This window comes from Streptomyces sp. HUAS MS02, from assembly GCF_055702265.1.
Map to the genome: position 1 here is coordinate 2,183,313 of NZ_CM146747.1, position 24,573 is coordinate 2,207,885.

The following is a 24,573-nucleotide window of genomic DNA, read 5'->3' on the forward strand; positions in this document are numbered from 1 at the left end:
ATCCCTTTGTTGCTGTCGTGCTTCGGAGGGATTCGCCATGCGGGCTGCCGTGCTCTACGGGACTGTCGGGGCGGTGGTGCTGAGCGGCCTCGGCGCCGCGCCCGCCGAGGGGGACATGACCCGGACGGCGGCGGACGCGGTCGCCGTCGCGGCCGAGCGGGCCGCGGACGAGGGCATCCGGTTCGGGAAGTGCCCGGCGGCGGAGGGGCTGCCGACCACCGTGCGGTGCGGGACGGTCGAGGTGCCGCTCGACTACGCACGGCCCGACGGACGGCAGATCTCGCTGACCGTCAGCCGGATCGAGGCCAGGGGGAAGGACGCCAAGGGGAGGAAGGTCGCCCGGCAGGGAGCGCTCGTGTTCAACCCGGGCGGGCCCGGCGCCTCCGGGATGTTCTTCCCGCTCATCGGCCACCTCCCGGACTGGAAGCGCATCGGCGCCGCGTACGACCTCGTCGGCTACGCCCCGCGCGGGGTCGGCCGCTCGGCACCGCTGTCCTGCCAGGACCCGAAGCACCTGCACCGGGGGCCCGCACCTGCCCCGACGCACCCCTCGGAGTCGTACAAGAAGGAACGCGTCGCACGTGCCAAGGCGTACGCGCGAGGCTGCGCGCGGCGGGGCGGGAGCGCGCTGCGGCACTACCACTCCCTCAACAACGCCCGTGACCTGGACGTCCTGCGCGCCGCGCTCGGCGAGCCACGTCTGACGTTCATGGGGGCGTCGTACGGGACGTACTTCGGGGCGCTGTACGCCTCCCTCTTCCCCTCGCACGTCCGCCGGATGGTCTTCGACTCGGCCGTGAACCCGGCCCCCGAGCAGATCTGGTACCGCAACAACCTCGACCAGTCGGCCGCGTTCGAGGGTCGCTGGGCGGACTTCCGGGCCTGGGTGGCCAAGCACCACCGGGTCTACGGGCTGGGCGACACGCCCCGGAAGGTGCTGCGCAGCTACGAGCGGGCGTCGGCGCGGCTGGCCGCCCGGCCCGCCGGCGGCACGGTGGGTCCGGGCCAGTTGCAGGGCGCGTTCCTCCAGGCCGCGTACTACGACGACCACTGGCCGCAGCGTGCCCTGGCGCTCTCCGCGTATCTGAAGGGCGACCCGAAGCCGCTGATCCAGATCGCCGGTCCGTACCCGGAGGCCGCCGTCGAGCAGGAGAACGCGAAGGCCGTCTACACGGCCGTGGAGTGCAACGACGCGCCCTGGCCGACGCGGTGGAAGGACTGGGAGCGGGACAACACCCGGCTCGCGCGGACCGCGCCCTTCGAGACCTGGGACAACGTGTGGACGAACCTGCCGTGCGCCTACTGGGACGGCCCGCGGCAACGGCCGCTCGACGTACGGACCGGGCCCGGGGAGCTGCCGCCGACGTTGATCCTGGCGGCCGAGCGGGACGCCGCCGCGCCGTACGACGGGGCGATCGAGCTGCACCGGCGGCTGTGGGGCGCGGTGCTGGTGACCGAGCGGGACGCGGGCAACCACGGCGTCGCGGGCGGGTCCAACACCTGCGTCAACCGCTACCTGGAGGCGTACTTGCTGCGGGGGCGGCTGCCTGAGCGGAGGGCGGCGTGCGCCGCGCGGCCCGAACAGGAACCGAGAGCCGTGCGGGGCGGGGCGGCTGTCCCGGAGCTACGGGCCGTCAGCGGCTGATCGCGCGGTTCCCCGCGCCCCTGGGAACGAGCAGGGGCGCGGGAGACGGTCCGCACGAGGCCGGTCTCGCGAGGCCGGACTACGCGAGGCCCGCGACCAGTTCCGCCACCGACTTGCGGCGGCCCGTGTAGAACGGGACCTCCTCGCGGACGTGCATCCGGGCCTCCGAGGCACGCAGGTGCCGCATGAGGTCGACGATGCGGTACAGCTCGTCGGCCTCGAAGGCGAGGATCCACTCGTAGTCGCCGAGCGAGAACGAGGCGACGGTGTTGGCCCGGACATCGGGGTAGCCGCGGGCCATCTTGCCGTGGTCGGCGAGCATCCGGCGGCGGTCCTCGTCGGGCAGCAGGTACCAGTCGTAGGAGCGCACGAAGGGGTAGACGCTGACGTAGTCGCGGGGCGTCTCGTCGGCGAGGAACGCCGGGATGTGCGAGCGGTTGAACTCGGCGGGGCGGTGCAGCGCCATGTTCGACCACACCGGGGTGAGCGCGCGGCCCAGCCGGGTGCGGCGGAAGAGGTTGTACGCCTCCTGGAGCTGGTCGCTGGTCTCGGCGTGCCACCAGATCATGACGTCGGCGTCGGCGCGCAGACCCGAGACGTCGTACGTACCGCGAATGGTCACGTCCTTGGCGGCGAGCTGGTCGAACAGCTCCTGGACCTCGTCGGCGTAACCGGCGCGGTCCTCCGGCAGCACGTCCTTCAGCCGGAAGACGGACCACAACGTGTAACGGATGACCTCGTTGAGGTCCTTGGCCAGCTTGCCCTTGTTCGGGATCCGGCCGGACTCGGTGGTGGGGGCGTCGTCGCTCATGGGTCTCATTCTCCCGCTCCGCCGTGCAGGCTCTGCACCGGGTGGGCCGTGAGGTGCCGCACGGCCCGCAGGTCACCGTGGATCTGGTCGACCGCGGCGGCGGCGCTCGCGACGCACGCCGGGATGCCGACGCCGTCGTACGCCGCTCCGCAGACCGCGAGGCCGGGCAGCTTGCCGAGGTGCTCGCGGAGGCGGGCCACGCGCGCGTGGTGGCCGACCGGGTACTGCGGCAGGCCGTCGTCCCAGCGGGTGACGCGGGTCTCCAGGGGGGCGGCGGTCAGGCCGGTGGCCTCGCGCAGGTCGGTTCTCGACACCTCCACCAGGTGGGCGTCGTCGTGCTCCAGGATCGCCGTCTCGCCGTACCGGCCGACCGAGGTGCGCAGGACCAGCAGGTCCGGGTTCTCGTCGGCGATCCAGCCCCACTTCTGGGAGGCGAAGGTGGAGGCCTTGATGGTGCGGCCGTCGACCGGCGGCACCAGGAAGCCGCTGCCCTCGGGGAGGGTGACGTCGGCGCGGCGGTAGGCGAGGGTGACCAGGGCCATCGAGGCGTACTCGACGGCCCCGAGCTCGGTGGCGGCCTCGGGCGCCTCGGCGCGCAGCAGACCGGCGGCGACCGGCGCGGGGACGGCCACGACGACGGCGTCGGCGTGCAGGACACGGGCGTCGGTGTCCGCGGCGTCTGCCGTGCCCGGGCCGCCTCCGGCGACGACGCGCCAGCCGCCCGAGGACCGCCGACGCAGTTCCGTGACGGGGGCGCCGGTGAGGATCTCGGCGCCGCGGGCCCGTACCGACTCGGCGACCGCGAGCGGCAGTTGCCCCACGCCGCCCTCGATGCCCATGAAGACCGGGCCGGTCTGCTGGGCGGCGGCCGCCCGCTCCTGGATGCCCCGGACGGCCTCGGTGAGGGAGGTGTGGGTCCGCGCGGCCTCGAAGAGCTGCGGGACGGCCGAGCGCATCGAGATGCGGTACGCGTCGCCCGCGTAGACCCCGCCGAGCAGCGGCTCCACGAGGCGGTCGACGACCTCGCGGCCGAGGCGGGCGGCCACGTACTCCCCCACCGCCACGTCGTCGCCGATCTCCGTGCGCGGCAGGTCGGCGTCGCGCTCGATACGCGCCAGGCCTTCCTCGGACAGGACCCCGGCCAGGGCGGACGCGGTGCCGGGGACGCCCATGACGTGCCCCTTGGGCATGGGGCGCAGGGCGCCCCGGGTCCACAGGGAGGCGGTGGCGGTCGCGGGCGGCTGGAGCCGGCCGGCGAGGCCGACCTCCCGGGCGAGGGCGACCGCCTCGGGCCGGCGGGCCAGGATCGACTCGGCGCCGAGGTCGACGCGGGCGCCCGCGATCTCGCCCGGCAGCAGCTTGCCGCCGACCCGGTCCGAGGCCTCCAGGACAGTCACTCGCGCGCCCCGGTCCAGCAGCCCGTGCGCGGCGGCCAACCCCGCGATGCCGGCCCCGATGACGACGACGTGCCCGGCGTCGTGCCCGACGTCCGTACGTGATCCGCTCATGGTTCCACCCTCTCAGACGTCACCGACGGCCCTGGCGCCGGTCCCGCCCGCCGGGCGGCCAGGTCCTGCCGTTCGGATCACGCCGACTTCGGGCTGCGGCGCCTTCGCACTGCCGGTGAGCGGGACCTGGTGCGTGCGGCCGCACGGCGGAGGAGGGAGTCGACGCGGAGCGATGGGGGGTCCCTCGTGATCCATACGACGGGCCCTGAGCCGTGGCCCCGCCGAGTCCCGACCGTGACCGCTTCGCGACGACCCGGGGCCAACGTTCCGGCCCGCTCCGGCGTCACAGGACCGTCAGCAAGGCACACAGGCGATTTCTCGACCCTCGGGGGGCACATCTCAATGGCAGCGACACACGGACGACGTTCCCGGCGGCCCGCGGGGGCCCTGGCCGCCCTGTTCCTCGCCGCCGCCCTGGCGGTGACGGGCTGCTCCGGCGACCGCGGCGACACCACGAACGGCAGCGCCAAATCCGCGGCCGGCGACGGCGCGGCCCGCCAGGAGGGCGCCCTCTCCGAGCAGAGCGGCAGCAGCGACTACACCGGCAAGGACAAGGGCTCCGACGTGCCGAACGTCAGCCCGAGCCACATCATCCGCACCGCCACCCTGACCGTGCGGGTCAAGGACGTGCCGAAGGCCCTGGACGAGGCCCGCACCGCCGTCGAGGGCGCGGGCGGGTTCGTCGGCAGCGAGTCCACGACCCGGGACGGCAAGGACCGCGAGCGCACCCGGGTCGTCCTGCGGGTGCCCGCCGAGAAGTACGAGGAGGTCCTCACCGAACTGGAGGGCACCGGCAAGCTGATCGAGCGGAAGACGAACGCCGAGGACGTCACCGACCAGGTCGTCGACGTGGAGAGCCGCATCAAGACGCAGCGGGCTAGTGTGACCCGGATCCGCGAACTGATGGACAAGGCGACCAAGCTCGGCGACGTGGTCACCCTGGAGGGCGAGTTGAGCACCCGTCAGGCCGACCTGGAGTCCCTGCTGGCCCAGCAGAAGTCGCTGAAGGACCGCACCAGCCTGGCCACCATCACGCTCTCCCTGTCCGAGACCGCGGTGAAGAAGGCCCCCGTCGACGACGACCCCGGCTTCTCGGACGCCCTGGCCGGCGGCTGGAACGCGTTCGTCGCCGTCTTCCGCTGGCTGGGCCTGGCGCTCGCCGCCGTCCTGCCCTTCGCGGTGGCCGCCGCTCTCCTGCTGCTCGTGTGGTACCGCCTCGCCCGTTCCCGCCGTCCCGCGCCGGCGGCGGCCACGGCCGGCGCGACCGCCTCGCTCCCGGCCTCGGCTCCGGACGAGGAGGAGCGCGAGGAGCGGCAGGAGCGGGAGTGACGCGGGCCCCGGACGCGGGGCCCCCGTAGCGTGTTCCCATGAACACGAGCCGCGCTGAAGAACGTTCGAGGGAACGCCTGGTGGTCGTCGGAGGCGACGCGGCGGGCATGTCCGCCGCGTCGCAGGCCCGTCGGCTGAAGGGCCCCGACGCCCTGGAGATCGTGGCGTTCGAACGGGGCCACTTCACCTCCTACTCGGCGTGCGGCATCCCCTACTGGGTGGGCGGCGACGTCCCCGACCGCGACCGGCTCATCGCCCGCTCGCCCGAGGAGCACCGGGCCCGGGACATCGACCTGCGGATGCGTACGGAGGTCGTGGAGATCGACGTCGAGGGCTCCCGCGTGCGGGCGCGGGACCTCGACGCCGGCACCGAGTCCTGGACCGCGTACGACAAGCTCGTCATCGCGACCGGCGCCCGCCCGATCCGCCCCGACCTGCCCGGCGTCGACGCGACCGGGGTGCACGGGGTGCAGACCCTGGACGACGGTCAGGCCCTGCTGGACACGCTCACCGCCACCGAGGGCCGTCGCGCGGTGGTCGTCGGCGCGGGCTACATCGGCGTGGAGATGGCCGAGGCGCTCATCAACCGGGGATACGAGGTCACGGTCGTCAACCGCGGCAGGGAGCCGATGTCCACCCTGGACCCGGACATGGGACGCCTGGTGCACAAGGCCATGGAGGGCCTGGGCATCACCATGGTCGACGACGCCGAGGTCACCGCCCTGCGCACCGACGGCGACGGCCGCGTCCGCGCGGTCGCCACCGAGGACGCCGAGTACCCGGCGGACGTGGTGGTGCTGGGCATCGGCGTACGCCCCGAGACGACCCTGGCGAAGGCGGCGGGACTGCCCCTGGGCGACCACGGCGGCCTGCTCACCGATCTCGCCCTGCGCGTGCGGGGCCACGCGAACATCTGGGCCGGCGGCGACTGCGTGGAGGTCCTGGACCTGGTCTCGGGCCGCGAGCGGCACATCCCGCTCGGCACCCACGCCAACAAGCACGGCCAGATCATCGGCGCCAACATCGGCGGCGGCTACGCCACGTTCCCCGGTGTCGTCGGCACCGCCGTCAGCAAGGTCTGCGACCTGGAGATCGCCCGCACCGGCCTGCGGGAGAAGGACGCCGACCGGGCCGGCCTCCAGTACGTCACCGTCACCGTCGAGTCCACGAGCCGCGCGGGCTACTACCCCGGCGCCGCCCCCATGACGGTGAAGATGCTCGCCGAACGCCGCACCGGCCGTCTCCTGGGCGTCCAGATCGTCGGCCGGGAGGGCGCGGGCAAGCGCGTCGACATCGCGGCGGTGGCCCTCACCGCGGGCATGACGGTGGAACAGATGACCGCCCTGGACCTCGGCTACGCGCCGCCCTTCTCCCCGGTCTGGGACCCGATCCTGGTGGCGGCGAGAAAGGCGACGACGGCGGTGAGGTCGGGCGCCTGGTGAGTAGGCGCCTCATGAGGTGGGCGCCGCACAACGGGGGCCGCGCCCCCGGCTTTTCAGGGGTGCGGGGCTGTTTCGATATGCGGCTCCGCCGCGTGGGCGCGACCAGCCACGAATCACCCGCACCCGGCAACGCACAGCACCCCCTACGGCGATCCCCCGCCCCGCCGTCAGACGGCCGACGTACCGGTGATCCGATCAATGGCCTGCCGAGCCTGGTCCGCCGGGGGCCGCGAGGGCAACGAGGACACCGACGCGGCGGACGTCACCGCGGAGGTCACCGCGGCCGGCTGCGCCGCAGGCGTCGCCGGCTTCGCGTGCGCCGCCGACCGGGCCGACCGCAACCGATGGCTCGCGGCCTCGTCCAGCGTCACCGGCCGCTGCATCCGAGCGGCCAGCCGCCCGGCCTCCTGGCCGAGCGCGGCCACGTCCTCCCAGGACAGCCGCACCACCAACGAGATCTCGGCCTCGCCATCGGGGGTGGCGTGCATCGCCGGGGCAACTCGGTCGTTCATCGCCTGTTCCTCACGTAGATACGTAGATCCGCGGTTGAGAAGACATACGCACCACCCGCCCCGCACGTTCACCGGCGTCGACACCGACTCCGCACCCGGCCCGCACAGACCCGGGGAAGACTGATTCCGGCCCCGTTTCCAGGGCACTAGTCCGGTGTGGTCATCCCCGTCCATGACGTGAACCCCGCCGGCCGCACGCCCTACCTGACCTACGCGCTGATCGCCGCGAACGTCTTCGTCTTCGTCTTCATGCCGGGTCTCGCCGGCTCCGTGCCGGGTGACAGCGAAGTGGCCCGGCTGTGCCATACGCAGGCGTTCCTGGAGCAGTACGCGGCGATACCCCAGGAGTTGATCCGCCACCAGCTGCCGCGGCTGGTGCCCACCGGCGAACTCGCCCCGTCGGGCGGCTGCGCGCTCGGCCCGCCGGGCTACGACAAGTCGCCCGCGCTGTCCGTCCTCACGGCGCTGTTCCTGCACGGCGGCTGGCTGCACCTGCTGGGCAACATGCTGTTCCTGCTGATCTTCGGCAACAACATCGAGGACCGGCTGGGCCACATACGGTTCGCCCTGTTCTACGTGGCCTGCGGGTACGCGGCGTCGTACGGCTACGCCCTCCTCAACGCCGACTCCGGCGAGCCCCTGATCGGCGCCTCCGGGGCGATCGCCGGGGTCCTCGGCGCCTATCTCGTCCTCTACCCGAGGGCCAGGGTCTGGGTCCTGGTGCCGTTCCTGGTCTTCCTGCCGCTGAGACTGCCCGCGTGGCTGGTGCTGGGCTCCTGGTTCGTGCTCCAGGCCGTGTACTCGTCCGGCGAGAGCGTCTCCGACATCGGCACGGTGGCCTACGCGGCCCACCTGGTCGGCTTCGTCGCCGGCATGCTCCTCGCCTGGCCCCTGCGCCCCGGCACCCCACCCCCACCCGAGCCACGCGGTCTGCTCTTCGGCAGACGGGCGCGGCCGGGGTGGTGAGGCCGGCGCGAGTGGTGGTCGCTAGCGGGCCGTCCGCGTGTGGACGTACTCCACGAGGCGGGTCAGGGCGTCCGGGTCGGTGCTGGGCATGACGCCGTGGCCGAGGTTGAAGACGTGGCCCTCCAGGCCGGCGGCGGTGTCGAGGACCTCGCGGGTCTTGGCCTCGACGGCCTTCGTGCCGGCGAACAGGACGGTCGGGTCGAGGTTGCCCTGGAGCGCCTTGCCGGGGCCGACGCGGCGGGCGGCCTCGTCGAGCGGGACGCGCCAGTCGACGCCGACGACGTCCGCGCCGGCCTCGCCCATGAGGCCCAGCAGCTCGCCGGTGCCGACGCCGAAGTGGATGCGGGGGACGCCGTAGGACTCGACGGCCCGGAAGACCTTCGCGGAGGCGGGCAGCACCGAGCGGCGGTAGTCCGCCGGGGCCAGCGCTCCGGCCCAGGAGTCGAAGAGCTGGACGGCGGAGGCGCCCGCCTCGATCTGCACCTTGAGGAACGCGGACGTGATGTCGGCGAGGCGGTCCAGCAGGTCGGCCCAGAGCTCCGGGTCGCCGTACATCATCGCCTTGGCGTTCTCGTACGTGCGGGACGGGCCGCCCTCGACGAGGTAGCTGGCGAGGGTGAACGGGGCCCCCGCGAAACCGATGAGGGGGGTCTCACCGAGTTCGGCGGTGAGCAGCCCGATGGCCTCGGTGACGTAGGAGACGTCCTCGGGGGTCAGGTCGCGCAGCTGGGCGAGGTCGGCGCGGCTGCGGATCGGCTTCTCGACGACCGGTCCGACGCCGGGCTTGATGTCGAGGTCGATGCCGATGGCCTTGAGCGGGACGACGATGTCGCTGAAGTAGATCGCCGCGTCCACCCGGTGCCGGCGGACCGGCTGGAGAGTGATCTCCGTGACCAGCTCGGGCCGCATGCACGACTCCAGCATCGGGATGCCCTCGCGCGCCTTCAGGTACTCGGGGAGCGAGCGCCCGGCCTGCCGCATGAACCACACCGGTGTGTGCGGCACGGGCTCGCGCCTGCACGCCTTCAGGAAGGCTGAGTTGTACGTGGCGGTCGGCTGGTGGCCCGAGGGGCTGGCGTTGGCACTCACGAGGCAAAGTCTCGCACGCCCGCTTGACAGCGACGGCCCGCCCCATGGACGACGGGGGCCCGGGCACCGGACGACGGGGACCCGTACTCGCGCGGCCGGCGCTCCCGGCCGTCGGCGCGGCCCGCGTTCGCTCAGCGCGATGCGACCGTGACCCAGCGCACGGGTGTCTTGCCCTGCGCCCGGGCCCCGTTCCCCTTAATGTTCCGGCATGGCTGCGGCTCAGGGACGACTGTCGGACGGCGCTGGCGGGATGGACGACGCGAAGGAGGGGGAGCGCGATGCGAGGGAGACGGCACCGCTGCCGTTCCGCTCCGCCGTCGAAGCGCTGCGGGCCCCACGGCTGCGGCCGGAGATCGAGATCGAGTCGACCAAGCCGCCCCAGCGGCTCGCCCCGTACGCGTACGCCCTGGAGGCCGCGGTCGTCGAGGGTGACGAGGACCTGGCCGACGGCCGGCTGGTGCTGCTGCACGACCCGGCGGGGCACGACGCCTGGCAGGGCACGTTCCGCCTGGTGACCCTGGTCCGGGCGGAGTTGGAGCCCGAGATGGCCGCCGATCCGCTGCTGCCGGAGGTGTGCTGGTCGTGGCTGACCGGCGCGCTGCAGTCCCGGGGGCTGTCGTACGGGGAGCCGAGCGGGACGGTGACGCGGGCGAGCTCCCACTACTTCGGCGGGCTGGCGACGCGGCCGGCCGCGTCGCAGATCGAGATCCGGGCGTCGTGGACCCCGCGCGAGGTCCTGGGCGGGGTACCCGACACCGCCGCGCACCTCGCCTCCTGGTGCGACCTGCTCGCCCAGATCGCGGGCCTGCCTCCGGCGGTCGACCCCGGGGACGCGGCGGTGGTGTCGCTGCCCCAGCGACGGGGCCCGCAGTCCCGCTGAATCGCCGGATCGCCCAATCGCCCAACCGTTCGCGCCTCAAGGGCCGTGCTCCGAGCACGGCCCTTTTCGCGTGCGAGCCACCACGCCGATCAAAACCATCACTTTGTCGATACGGCCACTTTCGGCCGCGTATCGACATGAAGCGACACCGTTCGATCTTCGAATGATCGAAGATTTGTCCGAATTGAACGTATTGTTACTCACCAAATCGTGATCATTCTCTAAAGGAGCAGAGGTTTGGTGCCGAAGACCTCTGTGACCTTGAAAGCACGGTTCGTCCCGGCTTCGACCCCACGAGCCCAGCGAGCCGGCCCCCGTCCCGCACCCAGGAGGCCTGGTGTCCGTTCTCCTCGAGCAGCCCGCAAGCCTGGTCGCCTACCGTCCGAACAAGCCGACCGCGATGGTGGTGGTGGCCGACCCCCGGGTCCGGTCCACCGTGACCCGCCACCTGTGGGCCCTCGGCGTCCGCGACGTCATCGAGGCCTCGTCCATCGCCGAGGCCCGCCCCCGCATCGGCAACCCCCGTGACATCTGCGTCGCGGACGTCCACCTGCCGGACGGTTCCGGCCTGACCCTCCTCTCCGAGACCCGCGCGGCGGGGTGGCCCAACGGCCTCGCCCTCTCCGCCGCCGACGACATCGGCGCCGTCCGCAACGCCCTCGCCGGCGGCGTCAAGGGATACGTCGTCACCGGCACCCGCACCAACATCGGACTGCCCACCCGCCCCGGTGCCGCCCCCATCGGCTCCGCCGCCCGTATGCACCGCCGTCCCCCGGGCGCCCCGAGCCACCCGGGCGGCTACCGGGAGCTGTCGGGACGCGAGGTCGAGGTGCTGCGCCTGGTCGCGGAAGGGCAGTCGAACAAGGCGATCGGCGTCTCCATGGGCCTGTCCGCGCTCACGGTCAAGAGCCACTTGGCCCGAATCGCACGCAAGCTCGGCACCGGCGACCGTGCCGGAATGGTGGCGGTGGCCCTGCGCACCGGGATCATCCACTGACACCGGGACCCCGGAAGCAGCGAGAGGCCGGTATTCCCCCTGTACGTCCGGTCTCTCACGGTTCGCCGGAAACATTCACTGACACGTGTGACACGTGACTGGTTTACGACCCCACAAGGCCCGTCGGCGGAACGTTCCGTCGGCGGGCCATGTCCATACACAGATACCCTTGACAGGTGACCGACGCCCAAGAGACCGCAGCAGACAGGACCCTGCGAACCACCGGAGGCGCCCCTCCGGACGACGACGGATCCTCTGAAGCGGGGGCGCCGATCCCTTTGCTGGAGCCGAGGGAGGGTATTCCGGCCGTGATCGCCGACGAGTCCTCGCTCGCCGCGGTGATCGCCGCCTTCGCCGCGGGCTCCGGCCCCGTCGCCGTGGACGCCGAACGCGCGTCCGGTTACCGCTACGGTCAGCGGGCCTATCTGGTGCAGCTGCGCCGCGAGGGCGCGGGCACCGCGCTCATCGACCCCGTCGCCTGCCCCGACCTCTCCGGCCTCGGCGAGGCACTCTCCGGCGTGGAGTGGGTGCTGCACGCGGCCACCCAGGACCTGCCTTGTCTCCGCGAGATAGACATGGTGCCGACGCGGATCTTCGACACCGAGCTGGCCGGGCGGCTCGCGGGCTTCCCCCGGGTCGGCCTCGGCGCGATGGTCGAGGGCGTCCTCGGCTACGTCCTGGAGAAGGGCCACTCCGCGGTCGACTGGTCCACCCGCCCGCTGCCCGAGCCGTGGCTGCGCTACGCCGCGCTCGACGTGGAACTCCTGGTGGACCTGCGGGACGCCCTGGAGAAGGAGCTGGACCGGCAGGGGAAGCTGGAGTGGGCGCGGCAGGAGTTCGACGCGATCGCGTCCGCGCCGCCCGCCGAACCCCGCAAGGACCCCTGGCGGCGGACGTCCGGCATGCACAAGGTGCGGCGGCGCCGTCAGATGGCGGTCGTCCGGGAGATGTGGGAGGCGCGGGACCGCATCGCCCAGCGGCGCGACGTGTCGCCGGGGAAGGTGCTGAGCGACGCGGCGATCGTGGAGGCGGCGCTGGCCCTGCCGGTCAACGCGCACGCGCTGGCCGCGCTGACCGGGTTCGGACACCGGATGGGACGGCGGCAGCTGGAGCAGTGGCAGGCCGCGGTGGACCGGGCCAGGGCCCTGCCGGACTCCGCGCTGCCGGCGCACGGGCAGCCGGTGACGGGGCCACCGCCGCCGAAGGCGTGGGCCGACAAGGATCCGGCGGCGGCGGCGCGGCTGTCCGCGGCCCGGGCCGGGGTGTCCGCGCTGGCGGAGCAGCTCACCATGCCGCAGGAGAACCTGATCACTCCGGACACGGTGCGGCGGTTGTGCTGGGAGCCGCCGGCCACGGTTAACGCCGAGTCGATCTCGGCGGCGCTGGCGGGGTACGGGGCTCGGGCCTGGCAGGTGGAGTTGGTGACGCCGGTGCTGGTGGGGGCGATGGCGGCGGTGGCGAAGATCAAGGGTGCCTAGTCGCTCTGCGGGTGCCTGGTCGCCGTAGGAGTTCCGTTGGTCGGCGGGTGCGGGTGGTTCGTGGCTGGTCGCACAGTTCGCCGCGCCCCTGGAGTTGCGGCGGCTGACTCGGCACCCCTACTTCGTCGCTCCCCTCGTGAAGCCGTTGTAGATGAATCTCTGGAGCAGCAGGAAGGCGATCAGGGTCGGCAGGATCACCAGGACCGCTCCTGCCGAGATCGTTTCCCAGTGGGCTCCGAAGGGGCCCTTGAAGCGGAACAGGGACGTGGAGATGACGCCCCGGTCGTCGGACGGCAGGTAGAGGAACGGGATGTAGAAGTCGTTGTACACCGTGATCCCCTTGACGATGACGACCGTGGCGATCGCCGGTTTGAGCAGGGGCAAGATGATCTTGCGGTAGATCGTGAAGGCGTTGGCGCCGTCCAGACGGGCGGCCTCGTCCAGGGAGACCGGGATCGACCGCACGAACTGCAGGAAGATGTAGATCGAGACGATGTCGGTGCCCATGTAGAGGGCGATCGGCGCCCAGAGGGTGTCGAACATGCCGAAGCTGTCGACGATCTGGAAGGTCGCGACCTGGGTGGTGACACCGGGGACGAGGGTGGCGACCAGGAAGAGCGCGACGACCAGTTTCCGAAAGCGGAACGTGAAGCGGTCGATCGCATAGGCCGCCATCGAGCCGATGAGGACCGTTCCGGTGATGGCGAAGAAGAGGATGAAGGCCGTGTTGCCGAAGGCGGCGAGCATCTCGCCGTCACGGAAGGCCGTGACGTAGTTCTCCAGGTTCAGGAAGTTGTCCGGCAGGGTGAGGGCGCCGCCGTCTGCCGCCATCTCCCGTTCCGTCTTCAGCGAGGTCAGCAGGACCACCAGCAGCGGCAGCAGGACCACGACCGACGCGCCGACCAGGGACAGGTAGGTGAGCGTGCGGGCGACTCGCCCGCGGGTCACCGGGGTGGGGGTCGTGAGGGTCGTCATACGAGGTCCACCCTGTCGTCGGGGACCAGTCGGCGTTGCAGCCACGTCACCGCCAGGATGATCAGCAGCAGGACGACCGCGGCGGCGGACGCGAGGCCCGTCTTGTTGAACTGGAAGGCGAGCTTGACGGTCTGGATCACGAAGGTCTCGGTGCCGGTGGCGCCGCCCGTCATGATGTACGGGATCTCGAAGACCGAGAGCGAGCCGGAGATCGACAGGATCACGCTCAGGCTCAGGACCGGTCGGATGCCGGGCGCGATGATGTACCGGAACCGGTGCCAGCGGCTCGCGCCGTCGAGTTCGGCCGCCTCGTACAGCTCCCCCGGGATCGACTGGATCGCGCCGAGGAAGAGCACGAAGTTCAGGCCCAGGTAGCGCCACACCGAGACGCCGGCGAGGGAGACGTTCGCGGAGGTCTCCGTGCCGAGCCAGGCGCGGTCCGGCTCGTGGCCGAAGAGGGCGAGGACCGAGTCGAGGGTGCCGCCGTCCTGGAAGAAGTAGAGGAAGACGAAGCCGATCGCGACGCCGTTGATCAGGTACGGGAAGAACAGGACGCCTTTGAAGAGGTTCCGGAAGCGGACGTCGAAGCTGAGGATCGTCGCGAAGTAGAGGGCGAGCACGATCTGCAGGGCCGAGGCGGCCAGGTAGTAGCCGCTGACGAAGAAGACCCGGAACAGCTCGGGACGGGTGAAGATCTCGACGTAGTTGTCGGTGCCGGTGTAGTGCAGCTCGGGGCTGACGCCGTCCCAGTCGGTGAAGCTGTACGCCACCATGTTGGCGACCGGCGCGTAGGTGAAGGTGATCAGCAGGGCCAGCGGGACGGCCAGGAAGAGCCAGGGGGTGAGCCCACGCCGCAGGCGCGCCCCGCGAGGGGCGAGCCGGGGCGTGGGGGGCCGGGGCGCGGCCGTCCGGGGCCGCGCCGCCTTCTGCGTCGCGTGCGGGGGATGTGTCGTACGCGCCTGGGGCATCAGGACCCCACGGTCTTCGCGGCCTCGGTCCAGCGCTTGCCGAGGTCGTCGAGGAAGTCGTCGATGTCGCCGTCCTTGGCGCCGCGGGCGATGTCGACCAGTTCCTGGCGGTAGGCGGGGCCGTTGATGCCGACCTCGGAGGCGCTGTCGATGGCCTTGACCTTCCCGCCTGCGGTGTCGTCCAGTTCGATCAGTTCGACGCCCTGCTCCTCGTAGGGCTTGAGCACCTCGGGCAGCGGGGCGTCCTTCAGGGTGGAGATGGAGAGGTTGTCCGCCGCGTAGCCCGACTTCTCGGTGAACCAGTCGACCCAGGCGCGGGCGGCCTCCTTGTGCTCGGAGTGGATGCTGACGGCCTGGTTGTAGTCGGGGTTGGCGGTCGCGCAGGCCCTGCCGTCGACCCGGGCGGGGAAGGGCATGAAGCCGATGTCGTCGGGGTCGGCCCCGGCCTTCTCGGCCGCCTGCCGGAACTGGATGACCGCCCAGCTGCCGAGCCAGGCCGTGGCGATCTCGCCCTTGGCCAACTGGGGTTTGGAGTTCTCCCAGTTGGTGGTCGCCGGGTCCTTCTCGATCAGGCCCTGGTCGACGATGTCGTACAACAGCCGGTCGGCCACGCGCAGTTCGCCGTCCTCGCCCCAGGGGTTGCCCTCGGCGAGGCGGGTGGTGGCCTCGGTGTCGCAGCTGACCGAACCGTTGACGGCAGTCCACTGGGTCAGCGGCCACTGGGCGGCGAAGTTGGTGTAGTACGGGACGGCGTCGGTCCTGGCCTTGACGGCCTTCAGGGCGGTGAGGAACTCCGCCGGGGTGGTGGGCCAGTCGGTCACGCCGGCCTCGGCCCAGATGCGCTTGTTGTAGAGGAAGCCGGGGGTCGCGCCCATCGGGCTCTGGCCGTAGACCTTGCCGTCGACCGCGGTGAAGCCCGTGAAGCGGTACTTCCGGCTCAGCTCCTTCTCGGTGCCGAGCGAGGCGAAGAACTTGGGGTAGTCGTTCTTCTGGATCACGGCCGGGATCATCAGGACGTCGCCGTAGTTGTCGGTGTTCATCCGGATCTTGACTTCGGCCTCGTAGTCGGTGATGCCGTCGAACGTGACCTTCACCTTCGGATAGGTCTTGTTGAAGTCCTCGGCGTACTTCTTCATCGTGCCGTCCTGCACGAGGTCCGTCCGATGGGTGAGGACCGTGATGGATCCGGACACCTGTGCCGGGTCGTCGGCCGCCTCGGCGTCGGCGCCCTTCGAGCTTCCTCCGCCGCCGGTGCAGCCCGACGCGAGAAGCGCGGCCGCCAGCAGTGTTCCGGTGAGCGTCTTCCGGTGGTTCATGTGCACCAGCTCCGTTCGGGACGGACGAGCACGGGTGGGATGGCTGGTTCGGCACTCTGGCAGCCAGTAACTGAACCGGTAAAGTCCGTATTGCGCCAAGGCTGCCGAAAGATTTCGCGACTGTGTCGGCTCACTGACTGGACCGGTTTAGGGAGTGCGCATGCTGGACGCCACACCGCTCACCGAAGGCTGGATCCTGCGGCACGAGCAGGAACCGCTGCCCGCCGCGGTGCCCGGGTGCGTGCACACGGATCTGCTGGCCGCGGGCCTGATCCCGGATCCCTTCCTCGGCCGGAACGAGGACGCGGTGGCGTGGGTGGGGCGCCGGGAGTGGACGTACGAGATCGAGCTGCCCGGGCGCGGCGCGGCAGGCGGGCACGACCAGACCGATCTGGTCTTCGACGGGCTCGACACCGCCGCCGAGATCCGGCTCGACGGACGGCTCCTCGGCTCGGTGCGGAACATGCACCGCTCGTACCGCTTCGACGTCACCGGTACGAGCGGTCTGCTCTCGGTGCGCTTCGCCTCCGCGTACGCCGAGGCGGAGGCCGTGCGCGAACGGCTCGGCGACCGGCCGAACGCCTATCCGCAGCCGTTCCAGTTCATCAGGAAGATGGCCTGCTCCTTCGGCTGGGACTGGGGGCCGACCCTGGTGACCGCGGGGATCTGGCGGCCCGTTCGGCTGGAGCGGTGGTCCACCGCCCGGATCGCCCGGGTGCGGCTGCTGGTGACCGTCGAGGGGACGACGGGCCGGGTGGAGCTGCTCGTCGACGTGGAGCGGGCGGCGGTCGAGGCGGGGCTGCGGCTGGAGGCCCGGGTGGGGGGTGTCGCCGCGGTCGCGGAGGTCGAGGGGACGAGCGGCACCGTACGGCTGGAGGTGCCGGGCGTGGAGCTGTGGTGGCCCCGCGGCTACGGGGAACAGCGCTTGTACGAGGTGGAGTTGACCCTCCACGGCGAGGGTGAGGCGCTCGATGTGTGGCGGCGGCGGGTCGGGTTCCGGACCGTGGAACTGGACCGGGGCGCCGATGAGCACGGGACCGCCTTCACGCTCGTCGTCAACGGGGAGCGGCTGTTCGCGCGCGGGGTGAACTGGATCCCGGACGACGTCTTCCCCTCCCGTGTCACGCGCGAGCGGTACCGGGAGCGGCTGGGGCAGGCGGCCGGGGCCGGTGTCGATCTCGTACGGATCTGGGGCGGCGGGATCTACGAGAGCGAGGACTTCTACGACGTCTGCGACGACCTGGGACTGCTGGTCTGGCAGGACTTCCCGTTCGCGTGCGCGGCCTACCCGGAGGAGCAGCCGCTGCGGGGCGAGGTGGAGGCCGAGGCGCGGGAGAACGTCGTACGGCTGATGCCGCACCCCTCGCTGGTGCTGTGGAACGGCAACAACGAGAACCTGTGGGGGTTCAGGGACTGGGGCTGGGAGGAGCGGCTCGCCGGGGAGTCGTGGGGCGAGGGGTACTACCTGGGGCTGCTGCCGCGGGTGGTCGCGGAGCTGGACCCGACCCGGCCGTACACGGCGGGCAGCCCCTGGTCGGGGTCGTGGGACCGGCATCCGAACGACCCGGCGCACGGCACGCACCACTCCTGGGAGGTGTGGAACCGGGAGGACTACGCGGAGTACCGGTCCGCTGTGCCGCGGTTCGTCGCCGAGTTCGGGTGGCAGGCGCCGCCCGCGTACGCGACCTTGCGGCGGGCGCTGCCGGGTGAGGAACTCGCGCCCGGCTCCCCCGGCATGCTGCACCACCAGAAGGCCGAGGACGGGAACGGGAAGCTGGAGCGGGGGCTCGCGCGTCATTTCGTCGTGCCGGACGGGGACTTCGACCGCTGGCACTATCTGACGCAGGTCAACCAGGCGCGGGCGATCGCGGCCGGGATCGAGCACTGGCGGTCGCACTGGCCGGTGTGCGCGGGCACGGTCGTGTGGCAGCTCAACGACTGCTGGCCGGTGACCTCGTGGGCGGCGATCGACGGGGACGGGCGGGAGAAGCCGCTGTACCACGAGCTGCGCCGGCTGTACGCGGACCGGCTGCTGACGCTTCAAGTGCGCGGTGAGGGCTTGGTGTTGGCCGTGGTGAACCAGTCGGGTGAGTCCTGGGCCCCGGGCGGCACGCGGTTGCGGCGGATCACCGTGGAGGGGATCGTCGTCGCCGAGACGGCGGTGGAAGTGTCCGCCGCCGCGCGTACGGTGGCCGAGGTGCGGGTGCCGCGCGAGGTGGAGCCCGTGGGGGCGAAGGAGTTCCTGGTGGCCGACGCGCGTGACGGGGAGAAGTCGCTGCGGGCGGTGCACTTCCCGGTGCCGGATCGTGAAGTGCCCTATGCGAGGCCGGAGTTCGAGGTCGAGGTCGGGACGGGTTCGGTGTCCGTGACGGCGCGGACGCTGGTGCGGGACCTGCTGCTGCAGGCGGACCGGCTGGGGCCCGCGGCGCGGGCCGACACCGGGCTGGTCACCCTGCTGCCGGGCGAGCGGGTGACCATCGGGGTGCGCGGACTGGAGGCCGTGCCGGACGTGGCGGACGTGCGGCGGGCCCTGTACTGCGTGGAGCCCGCCCGATGAGCACCTCGCCCACTCCGCCGCCGCCCCCGCCGCACGGTCCGCCCCCGGCGCCGACCCCGCGCGTGACGATCAAGGACGTCGCGGCGCTCGCCGGGGTGTCCAAGGGGGCGGTGTCGCTCGCGTTCAACCGGAAGCCGGGGCTGTCCGACGCCACGCGGGACCGGATCTTCGCGGCGGCACGGGAGCTCGGCTGGGCGCCCAACCTGGCGGCGCGGTCGCTGTCGAGTCAGCGGGTCGACGTGGTGGGGCTGGCGATCTGCCGGCCCGCCAGACAGCTCGGGCTCGAACCGTTCTACATGGAGTTCGTCTCCGGTGTGGAGAGCGTGCTGACCGAGCGGTCCTGCTCGCTGCTGCTGCGGCTGGTGCGGAACCTGGAGGAGGAGGTGGGGCTCCAGGACGCGTGGTGGCGGGGGCGGCAGGTCAGCGGGTCGATCCTCGTCGACTTCCGCGCGGACGACCCCAGAGTGGCCGCGGTGGAGCGGCTGGGGTTGCCGGTGGTGGCCGTCGGGCATCCCTCGCTGACCGGCGAGCTCACGTCGGTGTGGACGGACGACGCGACCGCCGTGACGGAGGCGGTGCGGTATCTGGCCGTGCTGGGGCACCGGCGGATCGCGCGGGTGGGAGGCGCGGCCGCGCTGGGGCACACGGCCATTCGTACCGCGGCGTTCGACCAGGCGGCCCGGGAGTTGCGGCTGGCCGGCGCGCGGCAGGTGGCGACCGACTTCTCGGGGGAGGCGGGGGCCAGGGCCACCCGGTCCTTGCTGACCGCCCCGGAGGACGATCGGCCGACCGCCATCGTCTACGACAACGACATCATGGCGGTGGCCGGGCTGTCGGTGGCGGCCGAGATGGGGGTTCGGGTGCCGGAGGAGGTGTCGTTGCTGGCGTGGGACGACTCGCAGTTGTGCCGGCTGACGCGGCCGACGCTGTCCGCGATGAGTCATGACGTGCACGGGTTCGGGGCGGAGGTGGCGCGGACGTTGTTCGAGGTGATCGGTGGGGGCGGGGCTTCGCATCCGGTGGCCACGCCCGTGCTGGTTCCGAGAGGGTCCACTGCTACTGCCCCCTGAGCGCCGTACAGGTCCGCGGGTTCGCGCCGGCTGGTCGTGCCCACGCGGCGGAGCCGCATATCGATACAGCTCCGCGCCCTTGAGGGCGACGGATGTAACCGGCGGTAACATGCAGAACGCGTGTGACGTTCGCCGCTCCCCTCCCCAGGGGTGGGCAGCACTGTTACTCGCAAGTAGCATGGGCCTGAGCGCGCGCTCAGCGGTTGCGCGTCGCAGCAGTGCCGTCCCGCACCTCTGGAGGAGAGCCATCGTGCCTCGTACCGTCAAGGAAGTCGTCTTCGTCGACGGCGTCCGCACCCCGTTCGGCAAGGCGGGCCCGAAGGGCATCTACCACGAGACCCGCGCCGACGACCTCGTCGTGAAGGCGATCCGGGAGCTGCTGCGCCGCAACCCCGGTCTGGAGCCCGCGAAGATCGACGAGGTCGCCATCGCCGCGACCACGCAGATCGGTGACCAGGGCCTCACCATCGGCCGTACGGCCGGCATCCTCGCCGGTCTGCCGCAGTCGGTGCCCGGCTACTCCATCGACCGCATGTGCGCCGGCGCCCTGACCGCCGTCACCTCGGTCGCCGGTTCCGTGGCCTTCGGCGCGTACGACGTCGCCATCGCCGGTGGTGTGGAGCACATGGGCCGCCACCCGATGGGTGAGGGCGTCGACCCGAACCCGCGGTTCGTCAGCGAGAAGCTGGTCGACGAGTCCGCCCTGTTCATGGGCATGACCGCCGAGAACCTGCACGACCGGTACCCGACGATCACCAAGCAGCGCGCCGACGAGTACGCCGTGCGCTCGCAGGAGAAGGCCGCCAAGGCGTACGCCAACGGCAAGATCCAGGCCGACCTGGTGCCGATCTCGGTGCGCCGCACCAACGCGGAGGCCGGTGAGACGGGCTGGGGCCTGGTCACCGCCGACGAGCCGATGCGGCCGGGCACGACCATCGAGAACCTGACCGGCCTCAAGACCCCGTTCCGGGTCCACGGCCGGGTCACCGCCGGTAACGCTGCCGGTCTCAACGACGGTGCCACCGCCTCGCTGATCGCCTCCGAGGACTTCGCCCGCGAGAACAACCTCCCGGTGAAGATGCGCCTGGTCTCGTACTCCTTCGCGGGTGTCGAGCCGGAGGTCATGGGCTACGGCCCGATCCCGGCTACGGAGAAGGCGCTCGCCCAGGCGGGCCTGTCCATCGACGACATCGGCCTGTTCGAGATCAACGAGGCCTTCGCCGTGCAGGTGCTCGCCTTCCTGGAGCACTACGGCATCGCCGACGACGACGCGCGCGTCAACCAGTACGGCGGCGCCATCGCCTTCGGTCACCCGCTGGCCTCCTCGGGTGTGCGTCTGATGACGCAGCTCGCCCGCCAGTTCGAGGAGCAGCCGGAGGTCCGCTACGGCCTCACCACCATGTGCGTCGGCTTCGGCATGGGCGCGACCGTCATCTGGGAGAACCCGCACCACAAGGACGCCGGAGGCGACAAGTGAGCACCACCGCTGAGCTTCTCAAGGGCGCTGCCGAGCTGTTCCCCGACGAGGTCGTGACGTCCGCGCACGTACGCCACCTCGACCTGCCGTTCGGCGCCGGGCGCTTCGCGCTCATCACGCTCGACAACGGCTTCGACCACACCAAGCCGACCACCTTCGGCCCGGCGTCGCTGGCGAACCTGAACACCGCCATCGACCAGGTCGAGAAGGAGGCCGCGGCCGGCGAGATCGTCGGTGCCGGTGTCACCGGCAAGCCGTTCATCTTCGCCGTCGGCGCCGACCTCAAGGGTGTCGAGCTGCTGAAGAACCACGACGACGCGCTCGCCATCGGCAAGGGCGGTCACGAGGTCTTCAAGCGCCTCTCCGCGCTCGCCGTGCCGACCTTCGCGTACTACAACGGTGCCGCGATGGGCGGTGGCGTCGAGGTCGGTCTGCACTGCTCCTACCGCACCGTGTCGAAGGCGCTGCCGGCCTTCTCCCTCCCCGAGGTCTTCCTCGGGCTGGTCCCCGGCTGGGGCGGCTGCACGATCCTGCCGAACCTGATCGGCGCCGACAAGGCCGTCACGGTCATCGTCGAGAACTCGCTCAACCAGAACAAGCAGCTCAAGGGCCAGCAGGTCTTCGACCTCGGGATCGCGGACGCGATCTTCGAGGGCGCGGACTTCCTGGAGCAGTCGCTGATCTGGACGGCGAACGTCCTCAAGGGCGACATCGAGGTCGAGCGCCCGGTCATCGACCGCGGCGAGGCCTGGGACCAGGCCGTCGCCAAGGGCCGCTTCATCGCGGACTCCAAGGTGCACGGGGCGGCCCCGGCCGCGTACCGCGCGCTGGACATCATCGCCGCCGCGAAGAACGGCGACCTCCAGCAGGGCTACGACGCCGAGGACGTCGCCCTCGCCGACCTGATCATGGGTGGCGAGCTGCGCGCCGGTATCTACGCCTTCAACCTGGTGCAGAAGCGCGGCAAGCGCCCCGCCGGTGCGCCGGACAAGTCGCTCGCGCGTCCGGTCACCAAGGTCGGTGTCGTCGGCGCCGGTCTGATGGCCTCCCAGCTCGCGCTGCTCTTCCTGCGCCGCCTGGAGGTGCCGGTCGTGCTGACCGACATCGACCAGGAGCGCGTCGACAAGGGTGTGGGCTACGTCCATGCCGAGATCGACAAGCTGCTGCTCAAGGGCCGGGTCAACCAGGACAAGGCCAACCGTCTCAAGGCCCTGGTCACCGGTGTCCTGGACAAGGCCGAGGGCTTCGCGGACGCGGACTTCATCATCGAGGCCGTGTTCGAGGAGATCGGTGTCAAGCAGCAGGTGTTCGCGGAGGTCGAGGCGGTCGCCCCGGCGCACGCGATCCTCGCCACCAACACCTCCTCGCTGTCGGTGACCGAGATGGCGTCGAAGCTGAAGAACCCCGAGCGGGTCGTCGGCTTCCACTTCTTCAACCCGGTCGCGATCCTGCCGCTCCTGGAGATCGTCCGTGGCGAGCGGACGGACGACGCCTCGCTCGCCACGGCCTTCGCCGTCGCCAAGAAGCTGAAGAAGACCGCGGTGCTCGTGAAGGACGCCCCGGCGTTCGTCGTGAACCGCATCCTCACCCGCTTCATGGGCGAGATCCAGAACGTCATCGACGAAGGCACGCCGGTCGAGGTCGCCGAGAAGGCGGTCGAGCCGCTGGGTCTGCCGATGTCGCCGCTGGTCCTCCTGGAGCTGGTCGGCCCGGCCATCGGCCTGCACGTCTCGGAGACCCTCAACCGGGCCTTCCCGGACCGCTTCACCGTCTCCGAGAACCTCGCCGCCGTCGTCAAGGCCGGCAAGCGCGGCTTCTACGTCTACTCCGCAGAGAACGGCTTCAAGCCGGAGCTGGACCCCGAGGTCGCAGCCCTCCTCAAGCAGGGCGACTCCGTCCTGTCCGAGGAGCAGGTGCGGGCCCGTGTGCTCGACGCCGTCGCCCAGGAGATCGGGCTCATGCTCGACGAGGGTGTCGTCGCCGAGGCGCAGGACATCGACCTCTGCCTGATCACCGGCGCGGGCTGGCCCTTCCACCTGGGCGGCATCACGCCGTACCTGGACCGCGAGGGCGTCAGCGAGCGGGTCAACGGCAAGAAGTTCCTGGAGCCCGGGGTGGCTTCGGTCCCCGCGTGACCCATCGACACGGCTGAGGGCCTCCGCCTACGGGCGGGGGCCCTCTTCCCGTACCGGCCCCGTAAGGGGCGCGGGGAACGGCGCGAGCAACCCTCCACGACCCGCACCCGCCGAACCAGCGCCCCCGGCAGACGCGTGGGCGCATACGCGTGGGCGCAGACGCGTGGGCGCATACGCGTGGGCGCATACGCGTGGGCGCATACGCGGGCGCGAACGCCCCGTCAGACCGCCACGGACGGCGCCAGCGCCAAGCCCGTCTCGTCGTTCTGCCGGGCCATGCGCAACGCGCCCCCCGTGTCGACCACCCCGAGCACCACCCGCCCATGGGCGTCCCGGGCCAACGCCGGCGTCCCCACGCAGCGTTCGCGGGTCGGCGCCCACCAGACCCCGGCTTCCTCGTTCTCCGTGCCGCAGGCCGCCAGCAGGACCCGCCCCTCGCCGTCGCGACGGGCCAGGACCGTGCAGTCGTACCCGTCGAGCGGCACCCTCAGCACGGCGACCGGCCCCTCGGCCGGAGCCCCGCCGAGCGGGATCACCGGGCCGCCCGGCCGGTGCGCGACGACGCCTCCGGTCTCCGGGTCGGTCCAGTAGTACGTCGCCCGGTCGGGCCCGGTCTCCAGACCCACCAGGCTGCCGGGGGCCACGGACAGCGGCGCGGTGGGCGCCTGGCCGAAGTTCCCGTCCGGCTTCTCCTGCGTCCAGCGCATGACGAGGTCCTGGCCGCCGACCAGCGCCTCGACGCGCCCGGACGCATAGGCGACCACGGCCACCGGGTCCCGCACCAGGCGACCCTTGAGGTCGGTCCAGGCGCTCCACTTGCCGCCCGCCAGCTCCCGGCGCAGCATCACGCCGCCACCCGCGTTGCGGGCGAAGACATGGACGTTGCCGCCGGCGCTCACCGCGCCGGTGGGCCTGCCGAAGCGCGCCGCCTTCGCCGCGTCCTCGTGCGGATTACCCAGCGAACGCCACTCGGTGACGGGACGTCCGGTCTGGTACTGGATGGCGTGCACGACGTCCACGGCGGGCGGGCCGTCGCCCTTGGGCACCTCACGGCGGCCGAGGAAGTGCACATAGGTGTCCGCGCCCTGCACGACGTGGAGGTCGGTCAGCCCCGACACGGGGAAGTGGTCCGGCCCGGTCCACTCGGCGCCGCCGGGCCGTGTCTGCGTCCAGCGCAAAAGCCCCGTACGGGCGCGGGCGTACGCGGTGAGCCTGCCGTCCTTGCCGAGGACCAGCCAGGAACCGGCGAGCGTGGTCTCTGCCCGGTGCCGCGCGCTCGTGCCCTTCGCCGAGATGTCGGCCGCCGCCCCCTGGGCCGCACCGCGCCCGGATCTGGTCCGCATGACGTGCCCCGCCCCTTCCGACGACGCTCGGCGCGGCCCCCCGGCCGCCTTCTCGCACGACAAGCGGAAGACCGA

The 24,573-nt window shown here is 71.8% G+C and carries 19 protein-coding genes; 11 read left to right on the forward strand and 8 right to left on the reverse strand.

Translation table 11 applies throughout. The features are described from left to right. The first annotated feature begins 37 nt into the window (after positions 1-37). Entirely contained in the window at positions 38-1,645 is a 1,608-nt protein-coding gene (locus tag ACZ9QC_RS09350) for an alpha/beta hydrolase (protein ID WP_472919736.1), read from the forward strand. Between the two features lie 79 nt (positions 1,646-1,724). On the opposite strand, the gene hemQ is transcribed toward ACZ9QC_RS09350, so the two are convergent. Together hemQ and hemG are read right to left on the reverse strand one after the other, a co-directional pair. Continuing rightward, a complete protein-coding gene (gene hemQ / locus ACZ9QC_RS09355; protein WP_033529407.1) occupies positions 1,725-2,456 on the reverse strand; it encodes a hydrogen peroxide-dependent heme synthase in 732 nt (243 codons plus the stop codon). 5 nt (positions 2,457-2,461) lie between these two features. Beyond that, on the reverse strand, positions 2,462-3,964 hold the full coding sequence (gene hemG, locus ACZ9QC_RS09360) for a protoporphyrinogen oxidase (protein WP_472919737.1): 1,503 nt from the start codon (positions 3,962-3,964) through the stop codon (positions 2,462-2,464). Between the two features lie 342 nt (positions 3,965-4,306). On the opposite strand from hemG, the gene ACZ9QC_RS09365 reads away from it, so the two are divergent. Continuing rightward, a complete protein-coding gene (locus ACZ9QC_RS09365) occupies positions 4,307-5,293 on the forward strand; it encodes a DUF4349 domain-containing protein (protein WP_472919738.1) in 987 nt (328 codons plus the stop codon). A gap of 38 nt (positions 5,294-5,331) precedes the next feature. Then, positions 5,332-6,735 (forward strand): FAD-dependent oxidoreductase, encoded by a 1,404-nt coding sequence (locus ACZ9QC_RS09370; protein WP_472919739.1) that lies wholly within the window; start codon positions 5,332-5,334, stop codon positions 6,733-6,735. Positions 6,736-6,902: 167 nt separating this feature from the next. Here ACZ9QC_RS09370 and ACZ9QC_RS09375 read toward each other — a convergent pair whose 3' ends face one another. Continuing rightward, on the reverse strand, positions 6,903-7,247 hold the full coding sequence (locus ACZ9QC_RS09375) for a hypothetical protein (protein WP_472919740.1): 345 nt from the start codon (positions 7,245-7,247) through the stop codon (positions 6,903-6,905). Positions 7,248-7,403: 156 nt separating this feature from the next. Between ACZ9QC_RS09375 and ACZ9QC_RS09380 the strand changes: the two genes are divergently transcribed. Further along, positions 7,404-8,213, forward strand: a complete 810-nt coding sequence (locus ACZ9QC_RS09380; RefSeq protein WP_472919741.1) for a rhomboid family intramembrane serine protease — start codon at positions 7,404-7,406, stop codon at positions 8,211-8,213. Between the two features lie 21 nt (positions 8,214-8,234). On the opposite strand, the gene hemE is transcribed toward ACZ9QC_RS09380, so the two are convergent. Continuing rightward, on the reverse strand, positions 8,235-9,302 hold the full coding sequence (hemE, locus tag ACZ9QC_RS09385) for a uroporphyrinogen decarboxylase (RefSeq protein ID WP_472919742.1): 1,068 nt from the start codon (positions 9,300-9,302) through the stop codon (positions 8,235-8,237). Positions 9,303-9,510: 208 nt separating this feature from the next. On the opposite strand from hemE, the gene ACZ9QC_RS09390 reads away from it, so the two are divergent. The 3 genes from ACZ9QC_RS09390 to ACZ9QC_RS09400 all read left to right on the forward strand — a co-directional run bounded on the left by ACZ9QC_RS09390 (position 9,511) and on the right by ACZ9QC_RS09400 (position 12,657). Continuing rightward, positions 9,511-10,182 (forward strand): DUF3000 domain-containing protein, encoded by a 672-nt coding sequence (locus ACZ9QC_RS09390; RefSeq protein ID WP_472919743.1) that lies wholly within the window; start codon positions 9,511-9,513, stop codon positions 10,180-10,182. Positions 10,183-10,519: 337 nt separating this feature from the next. Further along, on the forward strand, positions 10,520-11,179 hold the full coding sequence (locus tag ACZ9QC_RS09395) for a helix-turn-helix transcriptional regulator (protein WP_005481878.1): 660 nt from the start codon (positions 10,520-10,522) through the stop codon (positions 11,177-11,179). Positions 11,180-11,355: 176 nt separating this feature from the next. Next, positions 11,356-12,657 (forward strand): HRDC domain-containing protein, encoded by a 1,302-nt coding sequence (locus tag ACZ9QC_RS09400; protein WP_472919744.1) that lies wholly within the window; start codon positions 11,356-11,358, stop codon positions 12,655-12,657. 117 nt (positions 12,658-12,774) lie between these two features. Here ACZ9QC_RS09400 and ACZ9QC_RS09405 read toward each other — a convergent pair whose 3' ends face one another. From ACZ9QC_RS09405 to ACZ9QC_RS09415, 3 genes are read right to left on the reverse strand one after another with little or no spacing between them, the layout of a single operon-like run. Further along, the gene (locus tag ACZ9QC_RS09405; protein ID WP_472919745.1) at positions 12,775-13,632 is read right to left on the reverse strand and encodes a carbohydrate ABC transporter permease; all 858 of its coding nucleotides are present in this window, start codon (positions 13,630-13,632) and stop codon (positions 12,775-12,777) included. Beyond that, complete coding sequence (locus ACZ9QC_RS09410; protein ID WP_472919746.1) at positions 13,629-14,600, reverse strand: carbohydrate ABC transporter permease; 972 nt, start codon at positions 14,598-14,600, stop codon at positions 13,629-13,631. Before ACZ9QC_RS09410 ends, ACZ9QC_RS09405 begins: the two co-directional genes overlap by 4 nt. Beyond that, entirely contained in the window at positions 14,600-15,916 is a 1,317-nt protein-coding gene (locus ACZ9QC_RS09415) for an ABC transporter substrate-binding protein (protein WP_472919747.1), read from the reverse strand. Before ACZ9QC_RS09415 ends, ACZ9QC_RS09410 begins: the two co-directional genes overlap by 1 nt. 160 nt (positions 15,917-16,076) lie before the next feature. Between ACZ9QC_RS09415 and ACZ9QC_RS09420 the strand changes: the two genes are divergently transcribed. From ACZ9QC_RS09420 to ACZ9QC_RS09435, 4 genes are all read left to right on the forward strand, one after another. Then, positions 16,077-18,473 carry a glycoside hydrolase family 2 protein gene (locus ACZ9QC_RS09420; protein ID WP_472919748.1) on the forward strand — a complete coding sequence of 799 codons (2,397 nt, stop codon included), beginning with the start codon at positions 16,077-16,079 and terminating at the stop codon, positions 18,471-18,473. Further along, a complete protein-coding gene (locus ACZ9QC_RS09425) occupies positions 18,470-19,543 on the forward strand; it encodes a LacI family DNA-binding transcriptional regulator (RefSeq protein WP_472919749.1) in 1,074 nt (357 codons plus the stop codon). The genes ACZ9QC_RS09420 and ACZ9QC_RS09425 overlap by 4 nt, the downstream gene beginning before the upstream one ends. A gap of 250 nt (positions 19,544-19,793) precedes the next feature. Continuing rightward, entirely contained in the window at positions 19,794-21,020 is a 1,227-nt protein-coding gene (locus tag ACZ9QC_RS09430; protein WP_045559888.1) for a thiolase family protein, read from the forward strand. Continuing rightward, positions 21,017-23,155, forward strand: a complete 2,139-nt coding sequence (locus tag ACZ9QC_RS09435) for a 3-hydroxyacyl-CoA dehydrogenase NAD-binding domain-containing protein (protein ID WP_472919750.1) — start codon at positions 21,017-21,019, stop codon at positions 23,153-23,155. The genes ACZ9QC_RS09430 and ACZ9QC_RS09435 overlap by 4 nt, the downstream gene beginning before the upstream one ends. A 221-nt stretch (positions 23,156-23,376) precedes the next feature. Here the strand turns inward: ACZ9QC_RS09435 and ACZ9QC_RS09440 are convergent, their stop codons facing one another. Next, positions 23,377-24,498 (reverse strand): PLL family lectin, encoded by a 1,122-nt coding sequence (locus tag ACZ9QC_RS09440; protein WP_472919751.1) that lies wholly within the window; start codon positions 24,496-24,498, stop codon positions 23,377-23,379. Between the last annotated feature and the right edge of the window lie 75 nt (positions 24,499-24,573).